Source organism: Agrococcus sp. SCSIO52902 (genome assembly GCF_022983135.1).
Classification (GTDB): domain Bacteria; phylum Actinomycetota; class Actinomycetes; order Actinomycetales; family Microbacteriaceae; genus Agrococcus; species Agrococcus sediminis.
Map to the genome: position 1 here is coordinate 798,936 of NZ_CP095269.1, position 22,130 is coordinate 821,065.

Annotated in this window: 26 protein-coding genes; 12 read left to right on the plus strand and 14 right to left on the minus strand. The window is 73.3% G+C overall.

Going from position 1 to position 22,130, the window contains the following annotated elements:
- The first annotated feature begins 1 nt into the window (after position 1).
- Positions 2–1,051, plus strand: a complete 1,050-nt coding sequence (locus MU522_RS03970; protein WP_246992645.1) for a DUF1028 domain-containing protein — start codon at positions 2–4, stop codon at positions 1,049–1,051.
- Positions 1,052–1,057: 6 nt separating this feature from the next.
- Here the strand turns inward: MU522_RS03970 and MU522_RS03975 are convergent, their stop codons facing one another.
- The 4 genes from MU522_RS03975 to paaI all read right to left on the minus strand — a co-directional run bounded on the left by MU522_RS03975 (position 1,058) and on the right by paaI (position 4,218).
- Complete coding sequence (locus tag MU522_RS03975) at positions 1,058–1,645, minus strand: XRE family transcriptional regulator (RefSeq protein ID WP_246992647.1); 588 nt, start codon at positions 1,643–1,645, stop codon at positions 1,058–1,060.
- A gap of 44 nt (positions 1,646–1,689) precedes the next feature.
- Positions 1,690–2,301 carry a TetR/AcrR family transcriptional regulator gene (locus MU522_RS03980; RefSeq protein WP_128188965.1) on the minus strand — a complete coding sequence of 204 codons (612 nt, stop codon included), beginning with the start codon at positions 2,299–2,301 and terminating at the stop codon, positions 1,690–1,692.
- Positions 2,302–2,338: 37 nt separating this feature from the next.
- Positions 2,339–3,643, minus strand: coding sequence for a phenylacetate--CoA ligase PaaK (paaK, locus tag MU522_RS03985; protein WP_246992650.1), 1,305 nt, complete (start codon positions 3,641–3,643; stop codon positions 2,339–2,341).
- A gap of 119 nt (positions 3,644–3,762) precedes the next feature.
- The gene (gene paaI, locus MU522_RS03990; RefSeq protein WP_246992652.1) at positions 3,763–4,218 is read right to left on the minus strand and encodes a hydroxyphenylacetyl-CoA thioesterase PaaI; all 456 of its coding nucleotides are present in this window, start codon (positions 4,216–4,218) and stop codon (positions 3,763–3,765) included.
- A gap of 114 nt (positions 4,219–4,332) precedes the next feature.
- Here paaI and paaA point away from each other — a divergent pair, with 114 nt between their 5' ends.
- The 5 genes from paaA to paaE all read left to right on the plus strand — a co-directional run bounded on the left by paaA (position 4,333) and on the right by paaE (position 8,332).
- A complete protein-coding gene (gene paaA, locus MU522_RS03995; protein ID WP_246992653.1) occupies positions 4,333–5,319 on the plus strand; it encodes a 1,2-phenylacetyl-CoA epoxidase subunit PaaA in 987 nt (328 codons plus the stop codon).
- Between the two features lie 98 nt (positions 5,320–5,417).
- Positions 5,418–5,723: a 1,2-phenylacetyl-CoA epoxidase subunit PaaB gene (gene paaB / locus MU522_RS04000; protein WP_246992654.1), complete on the plus strand. Its 306-nt coding sequence runs from the start codon at positions 5,418–5,420 to the stop codon at positions 5,721–5,723.
- Between the two features lie 5 nt (positions 5,724–5,728).
- Positions 5,729–6,613: a 1,2-phenylacetyl-CoA epoxidase subunit PaaC gene (gene paaC / locus MU522_RS04005; protein WP_246993437.1), complete on the plus strand. Its 885-nt coding sequence runs from the start codon at positions 5,729–5,731 to the stop codon at positions 6,611–6,613.
- A 113-nt stretch (positions 6,614–6,726) separates the two neighbouring features.
- Positions 6,727–7,203: a 1,2-phenylacetyl-CoA epoxidase subunit PaaD gene (gene paaD / locus MU522_RS04010; RefSeq protein WP_246992655.1), complete on the plus strand. Its 477-nt coding sequence runs from the start codon at positions 6,727–6,729 to the stop codon at positions 7,201–7,203.
- A 1-nt stretch (position 7,204) separates the two neighbouring features.
- Complete coding sequence (paaE, locus tag MU522_RS04015) at positions 7,205–8,332, plus strand: 1,2-phenylacetyl-CoA epoxidase subunit PaaE (RefSeq protein ID WP_246992656.1); 1,128 nt, start codon at positions 7,205–7,207, stop codon at positions 8,330–8,332.
- A 24-nt stretch (positions 8,333–8,356) separates the two neighbouring features.
- On the opposite strand, the gene MU522_RS04020 is transcribed toward paaE, so the two are convergent.
- Genes MU522_RS04020 through MU522_RS04030 form a run of 3 tightly spaced genes read right to left on the minus strand, consistent with a single transcriptional unit; the run spans position 8,357 to position 10,388 of the window.
- Positions 8,357–8,932 (minus strand): DUF4303 domain-containing protein, encoded by a 576-nt coding sequence (locus tag MU522_RS04020; RefSeq protein ID WP_246992657.1) that lies wholly within the window; start codon positions 8,930–8,932, stop codon positions 8,357–8,359.
- Between the two features lie 37 nt (positions 8,933–8,969).
- Positions 8,970–9,662 (minus strand): AHH domain-containing protein, encoded by a 693-nt coding sequence (locus tag MU522_RS04025; RefSeq protein ID WP_246992658.1) that lies wholly within the window; start codon positions 9,660–9,662, stop codon positions 8,970–8,972.
- Positions 9,663–9,668: 6 nt separating this feature from the next.
- On the minus strand, positions 9,669–10,388 hold the full coding sequence (locus MU522_RS04030; protein WP_128190660.1) for a hypothetical protein: 720 nt from the start codon (positions 10,386–10,388) through the stop codon (positions 9,669–9,671).
- 173 nt (positions 10,389–10,561) lie between these two features.
- Between MU522_RS04030 and MU522_RS04035 the strand changes: the two genes are divergently transcribed.
- The 3 genes from MU522_RS04035 (at position 10,562) to MU522_RS04045 (ending at position 12,937) form a co-directional block, all read left to right on the plus strand.
- A complete protein-coding gene (locus MU522_RS04035; protein WP_246992659.1) occupies positions 10,562–11,335 on the plus strand; it encodes an enoyl-CoA hydratase-related protein in 774 nt (257 codons plus the stop codon).
- A 7-nt stretch (positions 11,336–11,342) separates the two neighbouring features.
- Entirely contained in the window at positions 11,343–12,092 is a 750-nt protein-coding gene (locus MU522_RS04040; RefSeq protein ID WP_246992661.1) for a maleylpyruvate isomerase family mycothiol-dependent enzyme, read from the plus strand.
- Between the two features lie 62 nt (positions 12,093–12,154).
- Entirely contained in the window at positions 12,155–12,937 is a 783-nt protein-coding gene (locus MU522_RS04045) for a DUF805 domain-containing protein (RefSeq protein ID WP_246992663.1), read from the plus strand.
- Here the strand turns inward: MU522_RS04045 and MU522_RS04050 are convergent.
- The 5 genes from MU522_RS04050 to MU522_RS04070 all read right to left on the minus strand — a co-directional run bounded on the left by MU522_RS04050 (position 12,934) and on the right by MU522_RS04070 (position 18,304).
- Entirely contained in the window at positions 12,934–13,512 is a 579-nt protein-coding gene (locus tag MU522_RS04050) for an AAA family ATPase (RefSeq protein WP_246992665.1), read from the minus strand. The two genes, MU522_RS04045 and MU522_RS04050, sit on opposite strands and share 4 nt — an antisense overlap.
- A complete protein-coding gene (locus MU522_RS04055; protein WP_246992667.1) occupies positions 13,509–14,453 on the minus strand; it encodes an FAD-dependent oxidoreductase in 945 nt (314 codons plus the stop codon). The genes MU522_RS04050 and MU522_RS04055 overlap by 4 nt, the downstream gene beginning before the upstream one ends.
- Positions 14,454–14,550: 97 nt before the next feature.
- The gene (locus MU522_RS04060; RefSeq protein WP_146354771.1) at positions 14,551–14,967 is read right to left on the minus strand and encodes a methyltransferase domain-containing protein; all 417 of its coding nucleotides are present in this window, start codon (positions 14,965–14,967) and stop codon (positions 14,551–14,553) included.
- Positions 14,968–15,221: 254 nt separating this feature from the next.
- The gene (locus MU522_RS04065) at positions 15,222–17,762 is read right to left on the minus strand and encodes an ATP-dependent Clp protease ATP-binding subunit (RefSeq protein ID WP_246992669.1); all 2,541 of its coding nucleotides are present in this window, start codon (positions 17,760–17,762) and stop codon (positions 15,222–15,224) included.
- A 98-nt stretch (positions 17,763–17,860) separates the two neighbouring features.
- Entirely contained in the window at positions 17,861–18,304 is a 444-nt protein-coding gene (locus MU522_RS04070) for a hypothetical protein (protein ID WP_246992671.1), read from the minus strand.
- Between the two features lie 199 nt (positions 18,305–18,503).
- On the opposite strand from MU522_RS04070, the gene MU522_RS04075 reads away from it, so the two are divergent.
- The gene (locus tag MU522_RS04075) at positions 18,504–19,034 is read left to right on the plus strand and encodes a hypothetical protein (protein WP_246992673.1); all 531 of its coding nucleotides are present in this window, start codon (positions 18,504–18,506) and stop codon (positions 19,032–19,034) included.
- Positions 19,035–19,153: 119 nt separating this feature from the next.
- Positions 19,154–20,176 (plus strand): LLM class flavin-dependent oxidoreductase, encoded by a 1,023-nt coding sequence (locus MU522_RS04080; RefSeq protein ID WP_246992675.1) that lies wholly within the window; start codon positions 19,154–19,156, stop codon positions 20,174–20,176.
- An 88-nt stretch (positions 20,177–20,264) separates the two neighbouring features.
- Here the strand turns inward: MU522_RS04080 and MU522_RS04085 are convergent, their stop codons facing one another.
- Positions 20,265–20,804, minus strand: coding sequence for a type 1 glutamine amidotransferase domain-containing protein (locus tag MU522_RS04085; protein ID WP_128189965.1), 540 nt, complete (start codon positions 20,802–20,804; stop codon positions 20,265–20,267).
- A gap of 82 nt (positions 20,805–20,886) precedes the next feature.
- Entirely contained in the window at positions 20,887–21,528 is a 642-nt protein-coding gene (locus tag MU522_RS04090) for a cation transporter (RefSeq protein WP_246992677.1), read from the minus strand.
- Positions 21,529–21,876: 348 nt separating this feature from the next.
- On the opposite strand from MU522_RS04090, the gene nrdH reads away from it, so the two are divergent.
- Positions 21,877–22,104: a glutaredoxin-like protein NrdH gene (gene nrdH, locus MU522_RS04095; RefSeq protein ID WP_128189966.1), complete on the plus strand. Its 228-nt coding sequence runs from the start codon at positions 21,877–21,879 to the stop codon at positions 22,102–22,104.
- Positions 22,105–22,130: the final 26 nt, after the last annotated feature.

Below are 22,130 nucleotides of genomic sequence, written 5' to 3' on the forward strand. Positions count from 1 at the left end.
TGTGCGGGTCGAGCTGGTCAGGCTCTCCGCCGATGGCGGCGACGAACGTCTCGCCTGGGGCCGCGCCATCGGAGGAGGAGGTGCCCAGGTCGACCGATTCGCCGGCGCTGCAGCCGACCAGGGTGAGGGTGACGACTGCGGCACCTGCCGCAAGCGCTTGGATCTTTCGCATGACTGCCCGCTTCCTCGGAGGGAGAGCCCGGATGGGCTACCCATCAGAATGCTGATGATTGCATCATTATGTGCCACCATGAGGCAAGCGCAAAGCGGTGGACCGGTTCGAAACACGATCGTGACAATGGCGGCGCTGGTCGAGGAGCATGGAGCGGAGGGATGGGGCCCAGTGACGTATTCGCTGATGGCGGTCGACACGTCTGCGGGACTGATCGGCGTCGCGACCGCCAGCCGCTCCCTCGCCGTGGGCAACGCCGTGCCTGCGATCGATCCGGCCGTGGGCGCCGTCGTCTCGCAGGCGTGGACGAATCGTCGGCTGCGCGCGCGGGCGCTCGATGCGCTCGCGGCGGGCCTGTCGCCGCAGCAGGTCGTCGAACGCATCCCGGACTGGGACGACGGCGCGGCGCTGCGGCAGGTCGCGGTGCTCGACATCGGAGGCCGCAGCGCCCACTTCACCGGCGCGGAGTGCTCTGGCTGGGCCGGCGGCCGCAGCTTCGAGCAGGGCGTGGTGACCGGCAACCTGCTGACCGGCGGCGCGGTCCTCGAAGCGATGTGCTCATCGTTCACGGCATCGGCTCCTGCCGGTGCGCTCGGCAGCGAGCAGGACGTGCTGCACGCGTTCGCCTCGCGGCTCCTCGCCGCCGTCGCCGCTGGCGAGCGCGCCGGCGGCGATGCTCGTGGTCGCGAGAGCGCGGCGCTCCAGGTCGCGCGCGTCGCCGCGCGCCGCGAGTGGCCGCCGGAGCTCGCGGTGGATCTCCGCGCGGACCACGATCCGCAGCCGCTCGAGCAGCTCCAGCGACTGCTCGCACGGCGCTTCGAGCGCCCAGAGGAGATCCTCGTCGACGACCGCTCGCGGGGAGCGCTCGAGCCACGCTAGGGCCGCTCAGACCTCGAGCGGCGTCACGGCGCCGAGCACGACGGTGATGCCGTCGGAGGCGTTCGCCCACCAGTGCGGCGTGGAGCAGCCGTACGTCATGGTGTCGCCGACCTCCAGTCGCACGCGACGGTCGCCGTGCACCACGAGCAGGGCGCCCTGCTCGACGGTCACGCTCTCCGTGCCGAGATGCCGGAACGGCTGGTCCTCGTTGGAGAATCGTGCGGGGATGGTGCTGCGGATGAGCTGCAGGTTGCTGTGCGTGCGCGGTGTGAGCAGCTCGCGCTCGACCCGCTGCTCCGGGGCCGCATCGGGCGGGATCGGCAGCACGTGGCGCTCTGCCGCGCGCACCACCATCGCATCGCCGGCGATCCCGCCGAGCAGCTTCGAGAGGCTCACGCCGAGCGCCGTCGCGACCCGGTGCAGCGACGAGAACGACGGGTTGCCCCTCCCTCGCTCGAGCTCGCTGATCAGGCCGAAGCTCACGCCTGCCCGAGCGCTCAGCGACTGCAGGCTGAGACCCTGCCGCTGCCGCTCCACCTTGAGCGCAGCGCCCAGCGCTGCCATCTCCACCTGTGCGCTGTCGGGCTCCTGCATCGACCCGAGCGTAGCAAGCCGGTCAGCGCACGCTCCGCTTCCTGCTACAGCGACGACGGCTCGCGCAGCCCCGTGCGCACGAGCTCGAGCACCGAGTCGGCGAGCTGCTGCGGGGTGATCGGGCCGTCGGGGCGGTACCACTCGACGATCGAGTTGACCATGCCGAACGTCAGCCGCTCGGCCACGCGCGGGTCGATGTCGGGCCGCAGCGTGCCCTCGGCTCGCGACTGCTCGAACATGGCGCGCAGCTTGCGGTCGATCTCGCGGCGACGCCGCAGGGCCTCGAGCTCGATGGGGGTGTTGCCGCGCAGCCGCAGCAGCAGCGTGACGAACGCGCGGTGCTCGCACAGCACGAGCACCGCGCCGCGGATGACGTGGCGGATGCGGTCGACGACCGGGCCGCTCGTCGCCTCCGGTGCGTCGAAGACGGCCTCGAGCGCGTCGAGCGCCTTGCCGAGGGCGACCTCGAGCATCTGCTCCTTCGAGGCGAAGTGGTGGTAGATCGCCGACTTCGACAGGCCGAGCCGCTCGGCGAGCACCCCGAGCGAGGTCGCGTCGTAGCCGCGCTCGTTGAACGCCTCGACGACGACCTCGAGCATCGAGTCGCGGTCGTACCCGGGGCGGCCGCGGCGGGCGGGCTCGGTGGCGGTGGTCATCGGGACATCATCTCAGCGGCGCTCGGCCCGGCCCGCGTCAGCGCAAGTCATAGACACGCTTGTACTTACCCTCCGAACGGGGCAGCGAGCCCGTCGGCACGATCTCCACGTCGACGGTCGTGCCGATGCGCTCCTTCACGCGCAGCTTCAGGATCTCGGCCGCGGCCGTCGACACGACCGGCTTCACGCCCGGCGTGCTCTCGATCTTCACGACGAGCCCGTCCATCCGCCCGCGCTTGACGAGCTCGAGGATGAAGTGCGGCGTGAGGTGCTCGATCTCGAGCACGATCTCCTCGATCTGCGTCGGGAAGATGTTGACGCCGCGCACGATGAGCATGTCGTCGTTGCGGCCGGTGATCTTCTCGATGCGGCGCATCGTCGACTGCGCCGAGCCCGGCAGCAGCCGGGTGAGGTCGCGGGTGCGGTAGCGGATCACGGGGAACGCCTGCTTCGTGAGCGACGTGAAGACGAGCTCGCCCATCTCGCCGTCGGGCAGCTGCTCGCCGGTCTCGCCGTCGATCACCTCGGGCAGGAAGTGGTCCTCCCAGATGGTCGGGCCGTCCTTCGTCGACGCGAACTCGCTGCCGACCCCCGGCCCCATGACCTCCGACAGGCCGTAGATGTCGACCGCGTCGAGGCCCATCCGCCGCTCGAGCTCGGCCCGCATCTCGTTCGTCCACGGCTCGGCGCCGCAGATCGCCACCTGCAGCGACGTCTCGCGAGGGTCGAGCCCGGCCTCCTCGAACGCATCCGCGATCGTCAGCAGGTACGAGGGCGTGCACATGATGGCGTCCGGCTCGAAGTCGCGGATGAGCTGCACCTGCCGCGCCGTCTGGCCGCCGGAGACGGGGATGACGGTCGCGCCGAGCCGCTCGATGCCGGCGTGGGCGCCCTGCCCGCCGGTGAAGAGGCCGTAGCCGTAGGCGTTGTGCACCTTCATGCCGGGCCGCACGCCGGCGGCGCGCAGCGAGCGCGCGACCACGTCGGCCCACACGTCGAGGTCGTCCTTCGTGTAGCCGACGACTGTGGGGCGGCCGGTGGTGCCGGAGGAGGCGTGGATGCGCGCCACCTGCTCCATCGGCACCGCGAACATGCCGAACGGGTAGGAGGCGCGGAGGTCCTCCTTGGTCGTGAACGGCAGCCGCTGCAGGTCGTCGAGCGAGCGGATGTCGTCGGGGTGCACGCCCGCCTCGTCGAGCTTCCGCGTGTACGTCGGCACGTTCGCGTAGGCGTGGCGCACGGTCTGCTGCAGCCGCTCGAGCTGCAGCGCGCGCAGCTCGTCGAGCGAGAGGCGCTCGCCGGCGTCGCGGAGGTCGGCGGATGCGGTGGGCTGGTCGAGCATCGTTGCTCCTGTCTCTGCGGTCATCGAGGAGGCCGGAAGGGCCGTGTCGAGATGGCGATCGGTCGTGGTCTCGACACGCCGCCTGCGGCGGCTGCTCGACCGACGGGGGATGGGTCGGGTCAGGCGGGGCCGCCGACGCCCTCGGGCGCGGCGGGGGCGGTGCGGTTGGTGGAGAAGGAGCGGCCGCGGAACTCCGCGACCGTCTCGCCGGTCTCGTCGACGATCGTGACGTCGTAGAGCCCGTTGCGGCCCGATCGCCAGCGCCGCTCGGCGGTGGCCGTGAGCGTCTGCCCGGCGTGGGTGGCCTTGGCGAAGGTGATGTCGGCGCCGGATGCGACCGTGACGGTGGCGTCCTCGTTGCACGCGTAGGCGAAGGCGGTGTCGGCGAGCGTGAAGACCAGGCCGCCGTGCGTGATGCCGAAGCCGTTCACCATGCGGTCGGTGACCGGCATCGTGAGCACGGCGCGGCCGCGCGCGAGCTCGGCGATCTCGATCCCGAACGCCTCCTTGGCGCGGTCGGTCTCGGCCATGACCGTGGCGAGCCACGTGTCGTCCCGGGTCGTCTGCAGTGCCATGCGCGCTCCGTTGCGTCCGCTCTCCGGGCCCCGTTGCAGGCCCGCATGCGGCCAGTCTATACTTACTGAACGTTCGGTCACTAATTCCGGACCGTGATGGAGACGGAGTCGACGATGACGCTCACCGCACCCGACGCATCCGCCCGCATCGACGCGGAGCAGGAGGCCGAGCTGCAGGCCCGCTTCGACGCGCTGATCGACGCAGACCAGCGCATCGAGCCGCGCGACTGGATGCCCGACGCTTACCGGAAGACGCTCATCCGGCAGATCTCGCAGCACGCGCACTCCGAGATCATCGGCATGCAGCCCGAGGGCAACTGGATCTCACGCGCGCCGAGCCTGAAGCGCAAGGCGATCCTCATGGCCAAGGTGCAGGACGAGGCCGGCCACGGGCTCTACCTCTACTCGGCCGCGCAGACGCTCGGCATCAGCCGCGACGAGATGACCGAGCAGCTCATCACCTCGCGCGCCCGCTACTCGTCGATCTTCAACTACCCGACGCCCACGTGGGCCGACATGGGCGCGATCGGCTGGCTCGTCGACGGCGCCGCGATCTGCAACCAGGTGCCGCTGTGCCGCGCCTCCTACGGTCCCTACGGCCGCGCGATGGTGCGCATCTGCAAGGAGGAGTCGTTCCACCAGCGGCAGGGCTTCGAGATCCTGCTCGAGCTGAGCCAGGGCACGCCCGAGCAGCACGCGATGGCGCAGGAGTCGGTCGACCGCTGGTACTGGCCGGCGCTCATGATGTTCGGCCCGCCCGACGACGAGTCGCCCAACTCGGCGCAGTCGATGGCGTGGAAGATCAAGCGCTTCTCGAACGACGAGCTGCGCCAGCGCTTCGTCGGCATGCTCGTGCCGCAGGCCGAGGTGCTCGGGCTCACGCTGCCCGACCCGAACCTGCGCTGGAACGAGGAGCGCCAGGCCTGGGACATGTCCGAGATCGACTGGACCGAGTTCAACGAGGTGCTCGCCGGCCGCGGCCCCGCCAACGCCCAGCGCATCCAGCACCGCCGCGACGCCCACGAGGAGGGCGCGTGGGTGCGCGAGGCCGCCGCGGCCTACGCCGAGAAGCAGGCCGCCCGCGAGCGCGTCGCCGCCTGACCCCACCGACACGACGTCGAGCTTCCCCGAACCCCGGGTCTCGACGACCAGGACCCGGACTTCAGGGAAGTCCGACCGAGCAGAACGAGGAGACGAGGATGTCGACACCCGGAGACGTCGCCGGCGAGGGCTGGCCGCTGTACGAGGTCTTCGTGCGCGCCAACCGCGGCCTGAGCCACGTGCACGTCGGCTCGCTGCACGCGCCCGACGACGACATGGCGCTGCGCAATGCGCGCGACCTCTACACCCGCCGCAACGAGGGCGTCTCGGTGTGGGTGGTGCGCTCGAGCGCCATCACCACGAGCGACCCCGACCAGAAGGGCGCCTTCTTCGAGAGCCCGGCAGGCAAGAACTACCGCCACGCCGTGTACTTCGAGAAGAGCGCCCAGGTGCCGCACCTGTGAGCGGCGTGCAGCCCCGCGACGCCGCAGCGGTGTCGGCGGCGTACGAGGCCGAGGCCGCCGACGTGCACGGCGACGTCTCGGTCGACGAGCTCGCGCTCTCGGCGGAGCTGACGGGCGCGGACGCGTCGGCCACGGCGAGCGGCGACGTCGCGGAGTACGCGCTGCGGCTCGGCGACGACGCGCTCATCCTCTCGCAGCGGCTCGGCTGGTGGATCTCGCGAGCCCCCGAGCTCGAGGAGGACATGGCGCTCGGCAACATCGCGCTCGACCTGCTCGGGCACGCCCGCAGCCTCCTGCACTACGCCGGCACCGCATCCGGCCGCTCCGAGGACGACCTCGCCTACTGGCGCGACGAGCACGAGTTCCGATGCGCGTGGCTGTTCGAGCAGCCGAACGGCGACTTCGCGCACACGATCGCACGCGGCCTGATCGCCGCGATCTGGATGCAGGAGCTCTACACGGCGCTGTCGCAGTCGACGGATGCGACGCTCGCGGCCATCGCGGCGAAGGCCGTGAAGGAGGTCGCCTACCACCGCGACCACGCCGTGCAGTGGACGCTGCGGCTCGCGGGCGGCACCGACGAGTCGCGCCGGCGCATGCTCGTCGCGCTCGCCGACCTGTGGCCGTACACCGACGAGCTGTTCCGCGACGACGCGCTGCACGACCGCCTCGAGGGCGCCGCGCCGCGGCCGTCGAGCCTGCGCGCCGGCTTCGACGAGGTCTGGGATGCGGTGCTCGCCGAGGCCGGGATCGTCGAGTCCGACTTCGTGCACCCGCGCATCGGGCAGTCGTCGGGCGGCGGGCGGCACGGCACGCACTCGACGCACCTCGGCCCGATGCTCGCCGAGATGCAGGTGCTGGCTCGCCGGCACCCGGGAGCGACGTGGTGACGATGGCTCCCTCCCCCGCCGCCGCATCCCCCGCTCGTCGAGTCGGCCCGCAGGCATCCCCCGCTCGTCGAGTAGGCCCGCAGGGCCGTATCGAGACGCCCGGCGCCCAGCGGTTGCAGCGCGCTCGAGAGGTCGCCGCCGCCGTCGTCGACCCCGAGGTGCCGGTGCTGACGATCGAGGACCTCGGCGTGCTGCGCGACGTGCGGCTCGACGGCGAGACGGTGGTCGTCACGCTCACGCCGACCTACTCCGGCTGCCCGGCGATCGACCAGATGCGCGACGACGTGCTGCTCGCCCTCACCGCGGAGGGCTTCCGCCACGTGCGCGTCGACTTCACGCTCAGCCCCGCCTGGACGACCGACTGGATGAGCGACGCCGGCAAGGCGAAGCTCGAGGAGTACGGCATCGCCCCGCCCACGCACCGCGCGGGCGAGCGCAGCGGACCGATCCCGCTGTCGCTCGGCGTGAAGTGCCCACGCTGCGGGTCGCTCCGCACGCGCGAGGTGTCGCGCTTCGGCTCGACCGCCTGCAAGAGCCACTTCGAGTGCCTCGCGTGCCTCGAGCCCTTCGACCACTTCAAGGTGCACTGAGATGGCCGCGATCAACCTCGGCAGCAGCACCTCCCGGCGCCGCGCCCGCTTCCACGAGCTCGAGGTCGCCGACGTGCGCCCGCTCACCGCCGACGCCGTCGAGGTCACCTTCGCGGTGCCGGAGGAGCTGCACGACGACTTCGGCTACGTGGCCGGCCAGCACCTGGCGCTCCGCGCCACGATCGACGGGCAGGAGGTGCGGCGCTCGTACTCCATCTGCCGCCCTCCGACCCCGGGATCCATCTCGGTCGCGATCAAGCGCGACCTCGGCGGCCGCTTCTCGACCTGGGCGAACAGCGAGCTGCAGCCGGGCGCCCGCATCGACGTGATGGTGCCGCAGGGCACGTTCACGTCGGCGCTCGAGCAGGTCGACGGCGCGCACGTCGTCGGCATCGCGGCCGGCAGCGGCATCACGCCGATGATGGCGCTCGCGCACGAAGTGCTCTCGCGCTCCGAGACCTCGACCTTCTCGCTCGTGTTCTCCAACCGCTCGACCCTCGACGTGATGTTCATCGAGGAGCTCGCCGACCTCAAGGACCGCTACCCGGCCCGGCTCGCCCTGCACCACGTGCTGTCGCGCGAGCAGCGGGCGGCGCCGCTCATGTCGGGCCGCATCGACGAGGAGCGCCTCGAGCGCATCCTGTCGGAGCTCATCCGCCCCGAGAGCGTCGACGAGTGGTTCCTGTGCGGCCCGTTCGAGCTCGTGCAGCTGTGCCGCGACGTGCTCGCGGCGAAGGGCGTCGACGAGGCCCACGTGCGCTTCGAGCTCTTCACGACGGGCAAGCCGGATGCGGCGGGCGGCGACAGCGGGCGGCCCGTGCAGGTGGAGGCCGGCGAGGAGACCTGGACGCTCGACTTCACGCTCGACGGGCAGTCGTCGCAGGTGCAGAGCCCGGTCGCGGCGCGCGAGTCGATCCTGAACGCGGCGCTGCGAGTGCGCCCCGACGTGCCCTTCGCGTGCGCCGGCGGCGTGTGCGGCACCTGCCGCGCGAAGGTCGTCTCCGGCAGCGTGCAGATGACCGAGAACTACGCCCTCGAGCCCGACGAGCTCGAGCGCGGCTACGTGCTCACGTGCCAGTCGCACCCCAGGGGCGACACAGCGAAGGTGGTCGTCGACTACGACGTGTGAGGCACCGGGCGCGCCCGCGCAGGCTCAGTCGAGCTGCAGGAACGCGCGCAGCTCGGCGACGCCCTCGGCGTCGTTGAGCGGCGCGCTCCAGTCGGCGAGCTGCTGCTCGTCGACGTCGGCGTCGAGCGGCATGAACACGTGCGCGGCGGTCGGCCAGCGGTCGAAGAATCCCTCTGCCGCCGACGCCGCCATCGCGGCGGCGATCGCGCCCCACACCGCGTGCCGGAACTCCTGCATGCCCGGCACCGCGAAGCCGGCCGTGCCCGGCGAGCCGTCGGCGCTCGGCTTCGCCTGCACGAGCTCGGCCCGCAGGGGCTCGAGGGGGTCGGGCGCGCCGCTGCCGGTGACGTCGAGATCCCACTCGCCGATGTGCCACTTCGAGTCGAGGGCGAACTCGGGCTCGTCGGCGACCATCGCGTCGAGGTTCTGCCGGGAGTTGGCGAACGCGACGACCGAGGTCGCGTCCGCGTCGGTCGAGATGCCGATGCCCGCGATCTCGCCGTCGGGCCGCGACCCGGCGGCGGCGAGCATGGCCGCCTCGAGCGTCGGCTGGATCCGGTCGGCGAGCTCCGCCTGCCAGGCGGCGAGGTCTGCGGTCATGGCGTCACCCTACCGACGCCGGCCCCGCGGATCCCGGTCACGGGCGACCGCCGAAGACGTCGCGCCCGGCGCCGCGGAGCGCGTCGATGACCGCCTCGCGGCCCGCGCCGTCGGCGGCCTGCAGGCGCTGCAGCACCTCGCGGACGTTCGCGATGTTGTGCTGCCCGGCCACGTTCGGCGCCCACGTGAGGTTGTGGGGCCCGGTGTACCAGTCGACGCCGTTGCGCTCGAGGATCTCCTTCGCCTGCGCGATGAGCGCCTGCTGGCGCGCGCCCACGCCCTTCTTGAAGACGATGTGATGGCCGTGCGGGGCCTCCATGTCGGGCGGGCGGGGACCGTGGAACGTGGTCGTCAGCTCGCCGAAGTCGGGCGCGGTAAGGTCGCCCGCCTCCACCGCCGCCTGCCGGGCGGCCGCGGTCGCGGCGTTCGCTGCCTCGGTGTCGGCGTCCGGCCAGGTCGACGGCGGCGCATCCGGATCCCGTGCGGAGTCGGGATCGCGGAGGCCCGGGGCGCTCGGGGTCGTGCGCTCGGGCGCGTCGTGGTCGGGCGCCCGGTCGGGCGTGCGCTGGGAGCGCGACAGCTCGACATCCTTCGCCTCGATCTGCTGGCGGATCTGCCGGGTCTTCGCGCTGAGTTTCGTCGACTTCTTCGCGACCGCGCGGGCCGCCTCCGGCACGAGCTCCTCGATGACGTCGAGGGCCTCCTTGATGACGATCTTGATGGTCGACATCCCGCATCACCCCGTGAAGATCTGGCAGGAGGACAGCTGCACGATGAAGTCGTCGGCGAGCCGCTCCTGGTCGGCGGCGTTCGACTCGAGGTCGCCGGCGGCCTGGTCGAGCGCGTCGAGATCGGCCTGGAACTCGGAGACGTCGCCGATCGCGCCCTCGACGAGCTCGGCCTCGAGCATGGCGGTGATGCCGTCCATCATCGGCCCCTGCAGCGGCTCGATGATCAGCGGCAGCAGCTGCTGCGCGAGCTGGTCGACCGCGATGTTCGTGAGCACGTCGAGCGCCTTCTTGCGCAGCGCGATGATGGCCGCGCTCGCGGCGGCGGAGGCTCCGAGCGTGATGATCGCGCTCGCCGCCGCGGCGGCGATCTGCGCGGCGGTGATGACCAGCTCGGCGATGACCTTGACCTTGAGCGCGACGACGGCGTCGGCGCCCACCTCGATGCCGCCCGCGACCGGGTCGAGCGCGTCGACGAGCTGCTGGATGTTCGTCGCACGGTCGGTGTCCCAAGCGTTGGCGAACGACGTCGACGCCTGGCCGGTGAGCGCGGTCGCGACGCCGGTCTTCACGCGCGTCTCGGCCACCTCGACGGTGCCCTCGACGTCGTCCTTGAACTGGCGCATGATGCTCGCCGCGCGCCGCATCTCGTCCTCGTCGAGCGGCGGCCAGTCGTAGCCGAGCATGTCGAGCACCCAGACGAGCTCGCCCGGCAGGTTCATCGCCACGCTGCATCACCCCCCGGTCGACCGAACGGCTCCACGCTAGGCGGCGACGCGCCCCGTCGGCGATGGGGAGAACTGCCCGCCCGTGCCCGGCCGTGCCGCCCGCGCTCGGCCATGATGGTCTCGACGCGCGACGACGCCGGCGCCCCGGCTCCGCGCCCGACGGAGGGAGCCCCATGATCGAGCTGCAGCTCGCCGATGGCATCGCCGAGATCGTGCTGAACGCGCCCGAGCGGCGCAACGCCGTCGACGCATCCGCCCTGCAGGCGATGTCGGATGCGCTGACCGAGGCCGAGCGGGCGGGTGTGCGCGCGCTCGTGCTGCGCGGGGAGGGCAAGGCGTTCTGCGCCGGCCGCGACATCTCGCAGGTCGATCCGCGCACCGACGACACGATCGGGTTCCTGCAGGACCGCGTGCAGCCGCTGCTGCAGCAGCTCGCCGCGTTCCCCGCGCCCACCTTCGCCGTCGCCCACGGCGCGTGCCTGGGCGTGGGGCTCGGGCTGCTCATCGCGACCGACGTGGTCTACGTCGCCGAGACCGCGAAGCTCGGCAGCCCGTTCGCCGCGCTCGGCGCCACGCTCGACTCCGGCGGCCACGCGCTCTTCTTCGAGCGGCTCGGCGCGCACCGCACGCTCGACCTCATCTACTCCGGACGGCTGCTGACGGGCGCCGAGGCGGTCGCCGCTGGGCTCTTCTCGCAGGTCTTCCCCGACGACGAGGTGCTCGCCGCCACCCGTGCCGCGGCCGCGCATGCCGCGCAAGGGCCGACGCTCGCGTTCATCGCCTCGAAGGAGCTCATCCGGGGCCTCCGCGACGAGCGGCTGGGCCTGTGGCAGTCGATGGGCGGCGAGAGCGCCGCGCAGGCCGCGCTCGCCGAGACCGCCGACTACCGGGAGGGCTTCGCGGCGTTCCAGCAGAAGCGCACGCCCACCTTCACCGGCCGGGGCTGAGGCGCCGATGGCGACCGACGGCATCCGGCATCCCGACCACCTGGCGGCGCTCGCCGACTGGCAGGCGCAGTTCTTCGAGACCCTGCGGCGGGCCGACCCCGCGACGCCGATCCCGTGGCTCGCGCCGTGGACGGTCGAGAAGCTCGTCGTGCACCTCGCCCGCGTGCACCACTGGGCGGCGGGCCAGGCGCGCCGCGTGCAGGAGGAGCCGCTCGGCCGCGGACCGTTCGACCTGCCCGAGCTCTACGCGGCGTGCGCGCTCGAGGTGCGCGAGGCGCTCGCCGAGCTCGACCCCGACACGCGGGCGTGGGCGCTCGTCGACGACGGCGTGCCGCGCGCCGAGCACACCGGCACCGTGCGGTTCTGGCACCGGCGGCAGGCGCTCGAGACGCTCGTGCACCTGTGGGATCTGCGCACGGCGATCGGCGAGCCGCTCGACGTCGACGCGGGCGCGTGGCTCGACTGCCTCGACGAGCTCGTCACCGTCATGCACCCTCGGCAGCTGCGGCTCGGCCGGGTCGAGGCGCCGGCTGCGCGGCTGGTCTTCGCCCCGACCGAGACGGATGCGCGGCTCGAGATCACCGGGTCGGCACCCAGCTCGCCGGAGGTGGTGCTCGCGGGACCCGTCCGCTCGCTCGCGCTGCTCGCGTGGGGCCGGGTGCCGCTCGCCGAGGCGGCCGACGCCGACGGCGGCATCGAGGTGCGCGGCGACCGCGCGCTCGCGGCGGCGGTGCTGCGGGCGGGCCTCGCTCCGTAGTCGCAGGATCCGCCCGCGCGCGGCGCGGCGCGCCGCGCCGCAGATGGGCGATGATGTCCCCCGTGAGCACCTCTGCAGTCCCCGTCGGCCAGCCGCTGCCCGGCGCGTCCTTCGGCCAGTCCGTCCGGCGCTTCTTCCAGGGCTTCCTCGTCTTCTCAGGACGTGCGAGCCGCAGCGAGTTCTGGTGGGCGATGCTGTTCACCTTCCTCGTCTCGCTCCTGTCGCAGGTGCCGTTCTGGATCGCGTGGATCGGCTTCATGATGCAGGCGGTGTCGGTCGAGGCGGCGGGCGTCGGCGCCGATCAGGAGGCGCTGCTCGCGCCCCTCGGCGCGATGTTCGGATGGCTCGCGCTGCTCGTCGTGGTCTCGCTCGCGCTCGCGGTGCCCACCTACGCGGTGATGTGGCGGCGCGTGCAGGATGCCGGCTTCCACGGCGCGTTCGCCCTGCTGTCGCTCGTCGGCCTCGGCATCGTGCCGCTCGTCATGTGCTTCTTCCCCTCGAACCCGCTCGGCGCGCGCTTCGACCGCGGCGCGACGGCCCAGGCATGGGACGCCGGCCAGCCGTCGCTCGCGCAGCCGTACGCGGCAAGCGGGTACGGGGCGCCTGCCGCCTACGGGCAGGGCGGTGGCTACGGGCAGGGCGCCGGCTACGGCCAGGGCGCCGCGTACGGCCAGGCGTCGCCGTTCGACGCACCGCGGGCGGAGCAGCAGCCGTACAGCAGCCCGGCGTACGGCGGCCAGAGCTACGGCGGGCAGTCGTACGGCGCCGCGCCCTACGGCTCGACGCCCGACGCGTCGCCCGGCGACGCGGGGCCCGCTCACGGCCGCCACTCCGACGACCGCTAGCGACCGCCCGCGACCCTGACGTCGGCCGCCTCGCGCGGCCGGAACCGGCGCTCGAACGCCCGCTCCGTCGGCGCCCACACCTCGCGCCACAGCGCGTCGTGATCGTTCCCCGCCTGCCGGTCGCGGCGCATCCCGCGCTCCACCGCCACCTCGAGCGGCACGTCGACCCAGACGGCCAGGTCGAGCAGCGGCAGGAGCCGCGGGTGCAGCAGCCCGACTGCGTCGACGAGCTGCACGTGCGCCGCGGGCGCGAGCTGCTCGGGCTGCCGGCCACACGTCGCCCAGTCGACCGGCCGGAACCGCGCGGGCTCCCCCGCCCGCAGCGCCGCGAGCACCGCTGCGAGCTCGTCGCGGTGCAGCGCCACCCAGTCGTCGCTCGCCGTGCGGCTGCCGAGCGGGTCGAGGAAGTCGTCGCCGCGCACGCGCGCCGCCGGCAGCCGCTCGGCCAGGGCGCGCGCGAGCGTCGTCTTGCCGGCACCGCCGTAGCCGGCGATGCCCACGACCACGACGGCGCGCTCCGCCATCAGGCTGCGGATGCGCGCGGCCAGCTCGTCGACGGTCGCCGGCTCGGTCACGGGCCCGCCAGCATCGCCGCGACCCGCGCCGCCGTGCCCCACGACAGCGTCATGCCGCTGCCGCCGTGGCCGTAGGCGGCGATCACCCGCAGCGCCCTGCCCGGCGCCTCCTCGATGCGCAGCCGGGCGCGCCCGGGCCGCAGCCCCACCGCGCGCGACAGGATCGGCATGCCGGCCACCGCCGGCACCAGCGCGGCGCACCGCGCGAGGATGCCAGCCTCGATCGCCGGGTCGGGCTCGAGCGAGGTCGCGCCGGCCTCGTGCGTGCCGCCGAGCACGAGGCAGTCGCGGCGCGGCAGCACGTAGGTGAGCCCAGCCGGATCCTCGTCGTCGATCACGAACGTCGTGACGCCCGGGTTCTCGACCCGCACGACCTGGCCGCGGATGGGCACCACCGTCGCGTCGTCGCCGAGCAGCGCGCCCCCGCGCGCCCCGGCGGCCACGACCGCGACGTCGAAGGCGCCCGCGAGCGCATCCGGATCGTCCACCCGCCGGTGCTCGAAGCGCACGCCCAGCGCCTCGCACTCCGCCTGCAGCCACGGCAGGTACTGCGACATGGTCGCGAGCGGGGCGCTCGTGCGCATGCCCGTGGTGCCGACGGGGAGGTCGGCGGCGTCGGCCGGGACGGCGGGCAGCAGCGCCGTCCACGAGCGGTCGGGCGCCGCGGCGCGCTCGACGACGATCCCCTCGCGCAGGTCGACGCCCGCCTCGGGGCGCTCGGCGATCGCGACGAAGCGGCGCAGCGAGACCGCGAGCATCGCGTCGACCTCGGCCGAGCGCTCGGCCGCGTAGGGGAACCACACGGCGCCCGCGACGGCCGACGTCGTCTCGAGCGGCGCGAGGTCGGCGAGCACCGTCACGTCACAGCCCGCCGCCGCGAGCTCGTGCGCGATCGAGAGGCCGATGACGCCCGCCCCGATGACCGCGATCCGCTCGCCCATCCGCGCTCCCCGTTTCCCGACCGGCTCCGTGCTCGTCCGACCGGATCATCCTGCCCGACCCGCGCCGACCCGGTCGACGGACGGCGGATGCGCGGGGTCAGTGGAGAGGGACAGCCTCCAGCGGGTCGCCGCGGTCGATGTAGAGGGCCGCGCCGGGCACGGTCGCCGCCGCGAGCTGCGCCATCGCCGCGGCCTCGAGCTCGGGGTGGCGGCCGTCGAGCGCGCCCACGCGGATCGCGACGACGAGGTCGAACGGCTGCTCGCGGCCCTTCAGCCGGAACTGCTCGGCGGTCGAGACGCGGAAGTCGAGGCTGCCGTGGGAGGAGACGCGCTCCGCGGCCTGGATCGCCGTCGGCGAGCGGTCGACGCCGAGCACGTAGCCGTCGGGCCCGACCCGCTCGGCCATCGCCCGGGCGAGCGCGCCGGGGCCGCAGCCCACCTCCAGCACGCGCATCCCTGGGCGCAGGGGCAGCGCCTCCAGCACCGCGGCGAGCCGCGGGGAGAGCTCGGCCATGTCGCCTCCTCGTCAGGAGAGCATGACGGCGCGGTGGAGCTCAGGCAAGAGGCCCTTTCGGGCCTCTTGCGCGACCCCAGCGCCGGCGCCCGTCTCGGGCGCCGGGAACTGTCGATGCCGGCGAGCGGCCCAGGGAGTGCGCCGGGTGGTCTCGAGACGCCGCCTGCGGCGGCTCCTCGACCAGCGGAGGGGGGCGGCTCCTCGACCAGCGGAGGGGGCGGCTCCTCGACCAGCGAGGGTAGGGGCGGCGGGGGCTACATCGCGGGCGTCGGGTGCTCGGCCGGCGCGGTGGTCACCGCGATGCCGTCGCCCTCGACATCCACCCGCACGACGCCCGACTCGAGCCCGCCGACGATGAGGTCGGCGACCCGGTCCTCGACCTCGCGCTGGATGAGCCTGCGCAGCGGCCGTGCTCCGTACTCCGGCTCGTAGCCGTGCTCCGCGAGCCACGCGAGCGCCGCATCCGTCACCTCGAGCTCGACGTCCTGCGCCCGCAGGCGGTCGCCGACGCGGTCGAGCAGCAGCGTCACGATCTGCCGCAGCTGCGCCGGCTCGAGCTTGTGGAACAGCACGATCTCGTCGATGCGGTTGATGAGCTCGGGCCGCATCTGCTCGCGCAGCCTGCCCATCACCTTCGCCCGCAGCGCGTCGGGCGAGCCGCTGCCGTCGCCGGCCTGGAACCCGATGGGTCCCGACTTCGACGCGAGGAACTCGCCGCCGAGGTTCGAGGTCATGATCACGACCGTGTTCCGGAAGTCGACCGTGCGGCCCTGGCCGTCGGTGAGCCGGCCGTCCTCGAGCACCTGCAGCAGCAGGTTGAAGACATCCGGGTGCGCCTTCTCGATCTCGTCGAGCAGCACCACGGAGTACGGCTGCCGCCGCACGCGCTCGGTGAGCTGGCCCGCCTCGTCGTAGCCGACGTACCCGGGAGGCGCCCCGATGAGGCGCGCGACCGTGTGGCGCTCGCCGAACTCCGACATGTCGAAGCGCACGAGCGCGTGCTCCGAGCCGAACAGGCTCGACGCGAGCGCCTTCGCGAGCTCGGTCTTGCCGACGCCGGTGGGGCCGAGGAACAGGAACGAGCCGATCGGGCGGCCGGTGTCGCCGAGCCCCGACCGCGAGCGCCGCACGGCCTTCGCCACCGCGCCCACCGCATCCTCCTGCCCGATGACGCGCTCGTGCAGCTCCTCCTCGAGGCGGCCCAGCCGCTGCCGGTCGCCCTCGGTGAGCCGCGAGGCGGGGATGCCGGTCGCGCGCGAGACGACGCCCGCGATCTCCTCCTCGTCGACGACGCCGTCCTCGCCCGAGCCCGACTCGATCGACGCCTGGATGGCGGCGATGCGGTCGCGGATGCGGGTCGCCTCCTCGAACTCCTCGGCCTCGACCGCCTGCCGCTTCTGCTCCTCGAGGTGCTCGCGCTCCTTCGTCAGCGCATCCACGTCGACCTTCGCGCCCAGGCTCAGCCGCAGCCGCGCGCCCGCCTGGTCGATGAGGTCGATGGCCTTGTCGGGCAGGAACCGGTCGCTGATGTAGCGGTGGGAGAGCTCGACCGCGGCGCGGATCGCCTCGGGCGTGTAGGTGACGCGGTGGTGCTCGGCGTAGGCGCTCTGCAGCCCCTCGAGGATGCGCACGGCGTCCTCGACGCTCGGCTCGGCCACCAGCACCGGCTGGAAGCGGCGCGTGAGCGCGGCGTCCTTCTCGATGCGGCGGAACTCCGCGAGCGTCGTCGCGCCGATCATGTGCAGGTCGCCGCGGGCCAGGCGCGGCTTCAGGATGTTCGCCGCGTCCATCCCGCCCTCGCCGCCGCCCCCGGCGCCGAGGATCGTGTGCAGCTCGTCGATGAAGACGATGAGCTCGTCGCGGTGCTCGGTGATCTCGTCCATCGCCTTCGTGATGCGCTCCTCGAAGTCGCCGCGGTAGCGCGTGCCGGCGACCATCGCGGTGAGGTCGAGCGCGACGACGCGCTTGCCCTTCAGCGACTTCGGCACGCCGCCCTCGACGATGGCGCGGGCGAGCCCCTCGACGATGGCGGTCTTGCCCACGCCGGCCTCGCCGATGAGCACGGGGTTGTTCTTCGTGCGGCGCGACAGGATCTCGATCGTCTGCTCGATCTCCTCCGTGCGGCCGATGACCGGGTCGAGCTCGCCGTCGCGCGCGCGGGCGGTGAGGTCGATGCCGAACTCGTCGAGCGTCGGCGTCGTCGAGTCGGGGTCGACGTGCTTCGCGGGCGTGCGCGCCTGCTGCGCCTCGATGGCCGCGCGCTGCGCCTCGGCGGCGCCGCGCTGCAGCGCCTCGGGCGTGATGCCCGCCTCGTGGAGGAGCGAGCCGACGGCGCTGTCACCGGCGAGCAGGAACGCGAAGAAGAGGTGCTCAGGGTCGATGTAGCTCGAGCCGTTGGCGCGGGCGATCTGGTACGCGTCGCGCAGGGCTCGCTGGGCCGAGGGCGTCAGCGACGGCGGCCCCTGCGTCTCGCGCTCGCCGTCGGCCGGCATGCGGTCCTCGATCGTGCCGCGCAGCGCCTCCTCGTCGGCGCCGGCGGCGCGCACGGCGGCCGACACCTGCGGCAGCTCGAGCAGCGCGCGCAGCAGGTGCAGCGCGTCGACCTCGGCGTGCCGGTGGGCGCGCGCGTACTCGACGGCGCTCGCCATGACCGAGCTCGTGCGCCGCGAGACGAGGCGCGAGAGGTCGATCGATCGCTGCGCGGGCGCGCGCTGGCCCTGCAGGATCCGGGCGATGAAGTCGTCGAACGATCCGTCGCCGCCGATCCCGAAGGACGGTCCGTAGATGGCTGCCATGTGCATCCCCCTCGAAGGTCTTCGTCGAACTTGAGTCTGCTCGACTCAAGTTGGAACATCCTGGGAGGCGGCGCGCATTCCCGACCCGCGCATCCGCCTCAGCTGATGGCCTGCCGCACGAGCGCGGCGATGCGCTCGCGCACCTCGGGGGTGTCGGAGACGAGGGCGTACGACGTCGGCCACATGGCGCCCTCGTCGAGGTTGGCGTTGGTCTGGAACCCGAGCGTCGAGTAGCGCTCGTCGAACTTCGACGCCTGCTGGAAGAAGACGAGCACCTTGCCGTCGCGCGCATAGGAGGGGAACCCGTACCAGGTCTTCGGGTCGAGGTCGGGCGCGACCTCCGACACCACCTCGTGCACCATCTGCGCGAGGCCCTTGTCGGGCTCGGGCAGGCCCTCGATCACGTCGAGCACGTCCCGCCGGTCCTTCTCCTTCTTGCCGGCGCCCTTGCGCGACGACTGGGCGCGCAGCTCGGCCGCGCGCTGCTTCACCGCCTCGCGCTCGACGTCCGACAGCGTGTCGTCCTGCTGCTGCTTCGCCACGACTTCCTCCGCATGCTCGGTGCGGCGCCCCACCGGCGCCGCCTCCATCATGGACCTCGGATGCGCGCGGCGGCAGGGCCCGTCCGCGCGGCTGTGGAGGGTGATGAGAGGCCTCTCACCGACCCCTCCTCCTCGCCTCACCGGCACCGGCGACAGTGGTCATCACTACGCAGCACCCCGGATCACCAGGAGGAACAGCATGAACACCAAGTGGATCGCCCTCGGCACCGTCGGAGCGCTCGGGCTCGGCGCCATCGCCGCGAGCGCGGCGGGCGTCGCGAACGCCGTCGAGCTGCGCGACGCGCAGGGCCGCGTCGTCGACAGCGCGCAGGTGCGCGGCGACATCCTCGACCGCGAGTCGCTCAGCATGAAGGTCACGGGCGACCACGCCTCCGTGGTCTCGGCGACCTCGACCCCGTCGGCGACCGACGCCCCGTCGGCCACGCAGTCGGCGCCCTCGCCCACGTCGACGGCGTCGGCACCCACGGCCGCCTCGCCGGCCTCGGTGGTGTCGCCCGCCTCGGTGCCGAGCCCCGCCTCGGCCCCGTCGCCCGCTCCCGCACCGGCACCGGCACCCGCGCCCGCTCCCGCGCCGGCGCCCGCCCCCGAGTCGGCCCCGACGCCGTACTCGGCGCCGAGCCCGGTCTCGGCCCAGTCGCCGATCTCGGCCCAGTCGCCCGTGTCGGTCCCCTCGGTCGGCAGCGCGGAGTCGCCCGAGTCGGACGACTGACGAGCGCAGCACCGCTCCACAGCAGGCAGCGCCCCGCCGGCCACGGCGGGGCGCTGCCGTGCGCCGGGCCGGCCCCGCGCGGATGGAATGCCGGCGCATCCGGCCCGGTTCTCCCCGACGTGCGCAAGCAGCTCGGATTCCTCTCCTTCGGCCACTACCGCGACATCCCCGGCTCGCGGGTGCCGACCGCGGGCGACTCCCTGCGGATGCACGTCGACCTCGCCGTCGCCGCCGAGGAGGCGGGCCTCGACGGCGCCTGGGTGCGCGTGCACCACTTCGACCAGTCGCTCGCGAGCCCCTACCCGCTGCTCGCCGCCATGGGCGCGCGCACGAGCAGGCTCGAGCTCGGCACCGGTGTGATCGACCTGCGCTACGAGCAGCCGCTCGCGATGGCGGAGCTCGCGAGCGCCGCCGACCTCCTCGCGGGCGAGCGGCTGCAGCTCGGCATCTCGCGCGGCTCGCCCGAGCGGGCCGTCGACGGGCAGGAGCGCTTCGGGCTGCCGCTGCCCGAGGGCGCGTCGTGGTCGGATGTCGCGCGCGAGCGCGCCGCCCACCTGCGCCGGGCGCTCCGCGGCGAGCCGATGGCGCGCTCCGCCCGAGCCGTCGAGACCGGCGGCGGCCCCGACCTGCCGATCGAGCCGCGCTCCCCCGGCCTCGCCGACCGCCTCTGGTGGGGCGCCGGCAACCACGCCTCGGGGCTCTGGGCCGGCGAGCACGGCTACCACCTGCTCTCGTCGACGCTGCTGCTGCAGGACGACGGCCGGCCGTTCCACGTGCAGCAGGCCGACCAGGTGCGCGCCTACCGCGAGGCGCACGCGCGGGCCGGCCACCGCATCCGCCCCCGCACTGCCGTCACGCGCAGCGCGTTCCCGATCGCGACCGACGACGACCGCCGCTACTTCGGCCTCGCCGACGAGCGGCGCGACGGGGTCGGCCGGCTCGACGGCAGCGCGGCGCGCAGCGGCCCCACCTACGCCGGCGACCCCGAGCACGTCGCGGCGCGGCTGCTCGCCGACGAGGCCGTGCAGGAGGCCGGCACCGTGCTCTTCGCGCTGCCGAGCCAGCTCGGCTACGCCACGAACGCCCGCCTGCTCGCCTCGCTCGCCGCCCTCGGGCGCGAGCTCGGGTGGCTCGAGGACTGAGCGCCCGCGGCTGGGCGATCCACACCGCCGCCGCACGACGGAGCCCGGCACGACCTGCGTGCCGGGCTCCGTCGTGCGTGCGCGAGGGTCAGCGCGGGTGCACGCCCTCGGCGATCTCCTCGAGGACCTTCGCGTTGAACGCGGGCAGGTCGTCGGGCGTGCGGCTCGAGACGAGGCCCTTGTCGGTCGCGACCTCCTGGTCGACCCACTGGGCGCCGGCGTTCCGCAGGTCGGTCCGCAGGCTCGGGTAGCTCGTGATCGTGCGGCCCTCGACGCCGCCCGCCTCGATGAGGATCCACGCGCCGTGGCAGATGACGCCGATCGGCTTGCCCGACTCGACGAAGCCGCGCACGAGCGCGACCGCGTCCTCGTCCATCCGCAGGTGGTCGGCGTTCACGACGCCGCCCGGGAGCACGAGGGCGTCGTAGTCGGATGCGTCGGCGCCCGACACGGGCCCGTCGACCGCCTGCGTGTGGCCCTTCTTGCCCTCGACCTGGCCGTCCTTCGGGGCGAGGAGCGTCGGCTGCCCGCCGGCGCCCTGCACGGCCTCCCAGGGGCTCGTGAGCTCGGAGTCCTCGTAGCCGTCCGTCAGGACGAACGCGACCTTCTTGCCGGTGATGTCGGCCATGGTGCTGCCTCCTTGTCGCTGTCTGGTTGGGGTACGGCGGCGACGGTACCCGCCGCGCCTGGATGCGAGCGGAGCGAGCGCTTCAGGCTCGCGGCAGCTGCTTGGCCAGCAGGCGCTCCTCGCCCGCCGCCTCCCAGACCTCCCATGCGGCGTGCAGGGCGATGGCGACGATGACGACGCCGAGCACGACGTCGGGCCAGCCCGAGCGCGTGAGCCACGTGACGAGGCCCATCGCGATGACGGCGATGTTGACGAGCACGTCGTTGCGCGCCGAGAGGAAGGCCGCGCGCCCGATCGACCCCGCCGTCGTGCGGTGGCGCGCCAGCAGCAGCGCGCTCACGAGGTTCACGACGGCGGCGCCGCCCGCGGTCGCGACGAGCGCGATCACGTCCGGGGGCGCGGGCTCGAGCGCCTTCTGCACGACCTGCCAGGCAGCCACCGCCGCGGGGATGAGGATGAGCAGGGCCATCGCGCGCCCCGCGAGGGCGCGGGTGGCGAGCGGGAGCGCCGCGGCGAGCACGATCAGCACGTTGATCGCCGCGTCCTCGAGGAAGTCGACCGCGTCGGCCATGAGCGAGGCCGAGCCGATCGCTGCGGCGACCGAGAACTCCACGAAGAAGTAGGCGAGGTTGAGCCCCGCCACGACGAGCGCCGCGCGCTGCAGCCGCCGGATGCGCGGATCGCCGGGCGCGGGCGCCCGCCGGCCCGCCGGGGTCCCCTCCATGCGGGCAGGCTACCCCGCTCCGATGTGGGTGGCCGGACGTAGCGTCGAGGGTGCGACAGAGCATCCGGAGGCGCCCGTGCAGCACGCGAACCACACCGCTGTAAGTCTCCGTCGGCGTGTCGCGGAGACGACTTCGGCAGTCGTGCACAGCTGTCAGCAGCCGCTCTCCACAGCCTTTTCCGCGTCGTTCCGCGCCGGGAATCACAGCCTGGGGATTCTTGTTGATAGAGGTGTGGAGAAACACACCATCTTGTGTCGTTGCTCCCCGCCAGACCCCACATATAGTGGGAGCCCGGCCCCGGCCGACCGCTTCCCAGCACCAGAGCATCCACACGAGGAGAGCCGCTCATGACCGTCACCGTCTACTCCAAGCCGGCCTGCGTCCAGTGCACGATGACCACCCGCGCGCTCGACGCGCAGGGCATCGAGTACCAGATCTTCGACGTCACCGCCGACGACAAGGCGCTGCAGACCGTCAAGGACCTCGGCTACATGCAGGCCCCCGTCGTCATCGCCGACGAGGAGCACTGGTCGGGCTTCCAGCCCGACCGCATCAAGGCGATCCTCGCGGCCTGAGCCGCACCGCCGTGATCGGGGCAGCC

Excerpts from the sequence above, each read along its gene's own strand:
- nrdH (WP_128189966.1), top strand. The coding sequence starts at position 21,877 with ATGACCGTCACCGTCTACTCCAAGCCGGCCTGCGTCCAGTGCACGATG.
- paaI (WP_246992652.1), bottom strand. The coding sequence starts at position 4,218 with ATGGCACTGCAGACGACCCGGGACGACACGTGGCTCGCCACGGTCATG.
- MU522_RS04085 (WP_128189965.1), bottom strand. The coding sequence starts at position 20,804 with ATGGCCGACATCACCGGCAAGAAGGTCGCGTTCGTCCTGACGGACGGC.
- paaA (WP_246992653.1), top strand. The coding sequence starts at position 4,333 with ATGACGCTCACCGCACCCGACGCATCCGCCCGCATCGACGCGGAGCAG.
- MU522_RS04090 (WP_246992677.1), bottom strand. The coding sequence starts at position 21,528 with ATGGAGGGGACCCCGGCGGGCCGGCGGGCGCCCGCGCCCGGCGATCCG.
- MU522_RS03980 (WP_128188965.1), bottom strand. The coding sequence starts at position 2,301 with ATGACCACCGCCACCGAGCCCGCCCGCCGCGGCCGCCCCGGGTACGAC.
- MU522_RS04055 (WP_246992667.1), bottom strand. The coding sequence starts at position 14,453 with ATGGGCGAGCGGATCGCGGTCATCGGGGCGGGCGTCATCGGCCTCTCG.
- MU522_RS04040 (WP_246992661.1), top strand. The coding sequence starts at position 11,343 with ATGGCGACCGACGGCATCCGGCATCCCGACCACCTGGCGGCGCTCGCC.
- paaK (WP_246992650.1), bottom strand. The coding sequence starts at position 3,643 with ATGCTCGACCAGCCCACCGCATCCGCCGACCTCCGCGACGCCGGCGAG.
- MU522_RS04060 (WP_146354771.1), bottom strand. The coding sequence starts at position 14,967 with ATGGCCGAGCTCTCCCCGCGGCTCGCCGCGGTGCTGGAGGCGCTGCCC.
- MU522_RS04065 (WP_246992669.1), bottom strand. The coding sequence starts at position 17,762 with ATGGCAGCCATCTACGGACCGTCCTTCGGGATCGGCGGCGACGGATCG.
- MU522_RS04075 (WP_246992673.1), top strand. The coding sequence starts at position 18,504 with ATGAACACCAAGTGGATCGCCCTCGGCACCGTCGGAGCGCTCGGGCTC.
- paaB (WP_246992654.1), top strand. The coding sequence starts at position 5,418 with ATGTCGACACCCGGAGACGTCGCCGGCGAGGGCTGGCCGCTGTACGAG.
- MU522_RS04035 (WP_246992659.1), top strand. The coding sequence starts at position 10,562 with ATGATCGAGCTGCAGCTCGCCGATGGCATCGCCGAGATCGTGCTGAAC.
- MU522_RS04025 (WP_246992658.1), bottom strand. The coding sequence starts at position 9,662 with ATGTCGACCATCAAGATCGTCATCAAGGAGGCCCTCGACGTCATCGAG.
- MU522_RS03975 (WP_246992647.1), bottom strand. The coding sequence starts at position 1,645 with ATGCAGGAGCCCGACAGCGCACAGGTGGAGATGGCAGCGCTGGGCGCT.
- MU522_RS04020 (WP_246992657.1), bottom strand. The coding sequence starts at position 8,932 with ATGACCGCAGACCTCGCCGCCTGGCAGGCGGAGCTCGCCGACCGGATC.
- paaE (WP_246992656.1), top strand. The coding sequence starts at position 7,205 with ATGGCCGCGATCAACCTCGGCAGCAGCACCTCCCGGCGCCGCGCCCGC.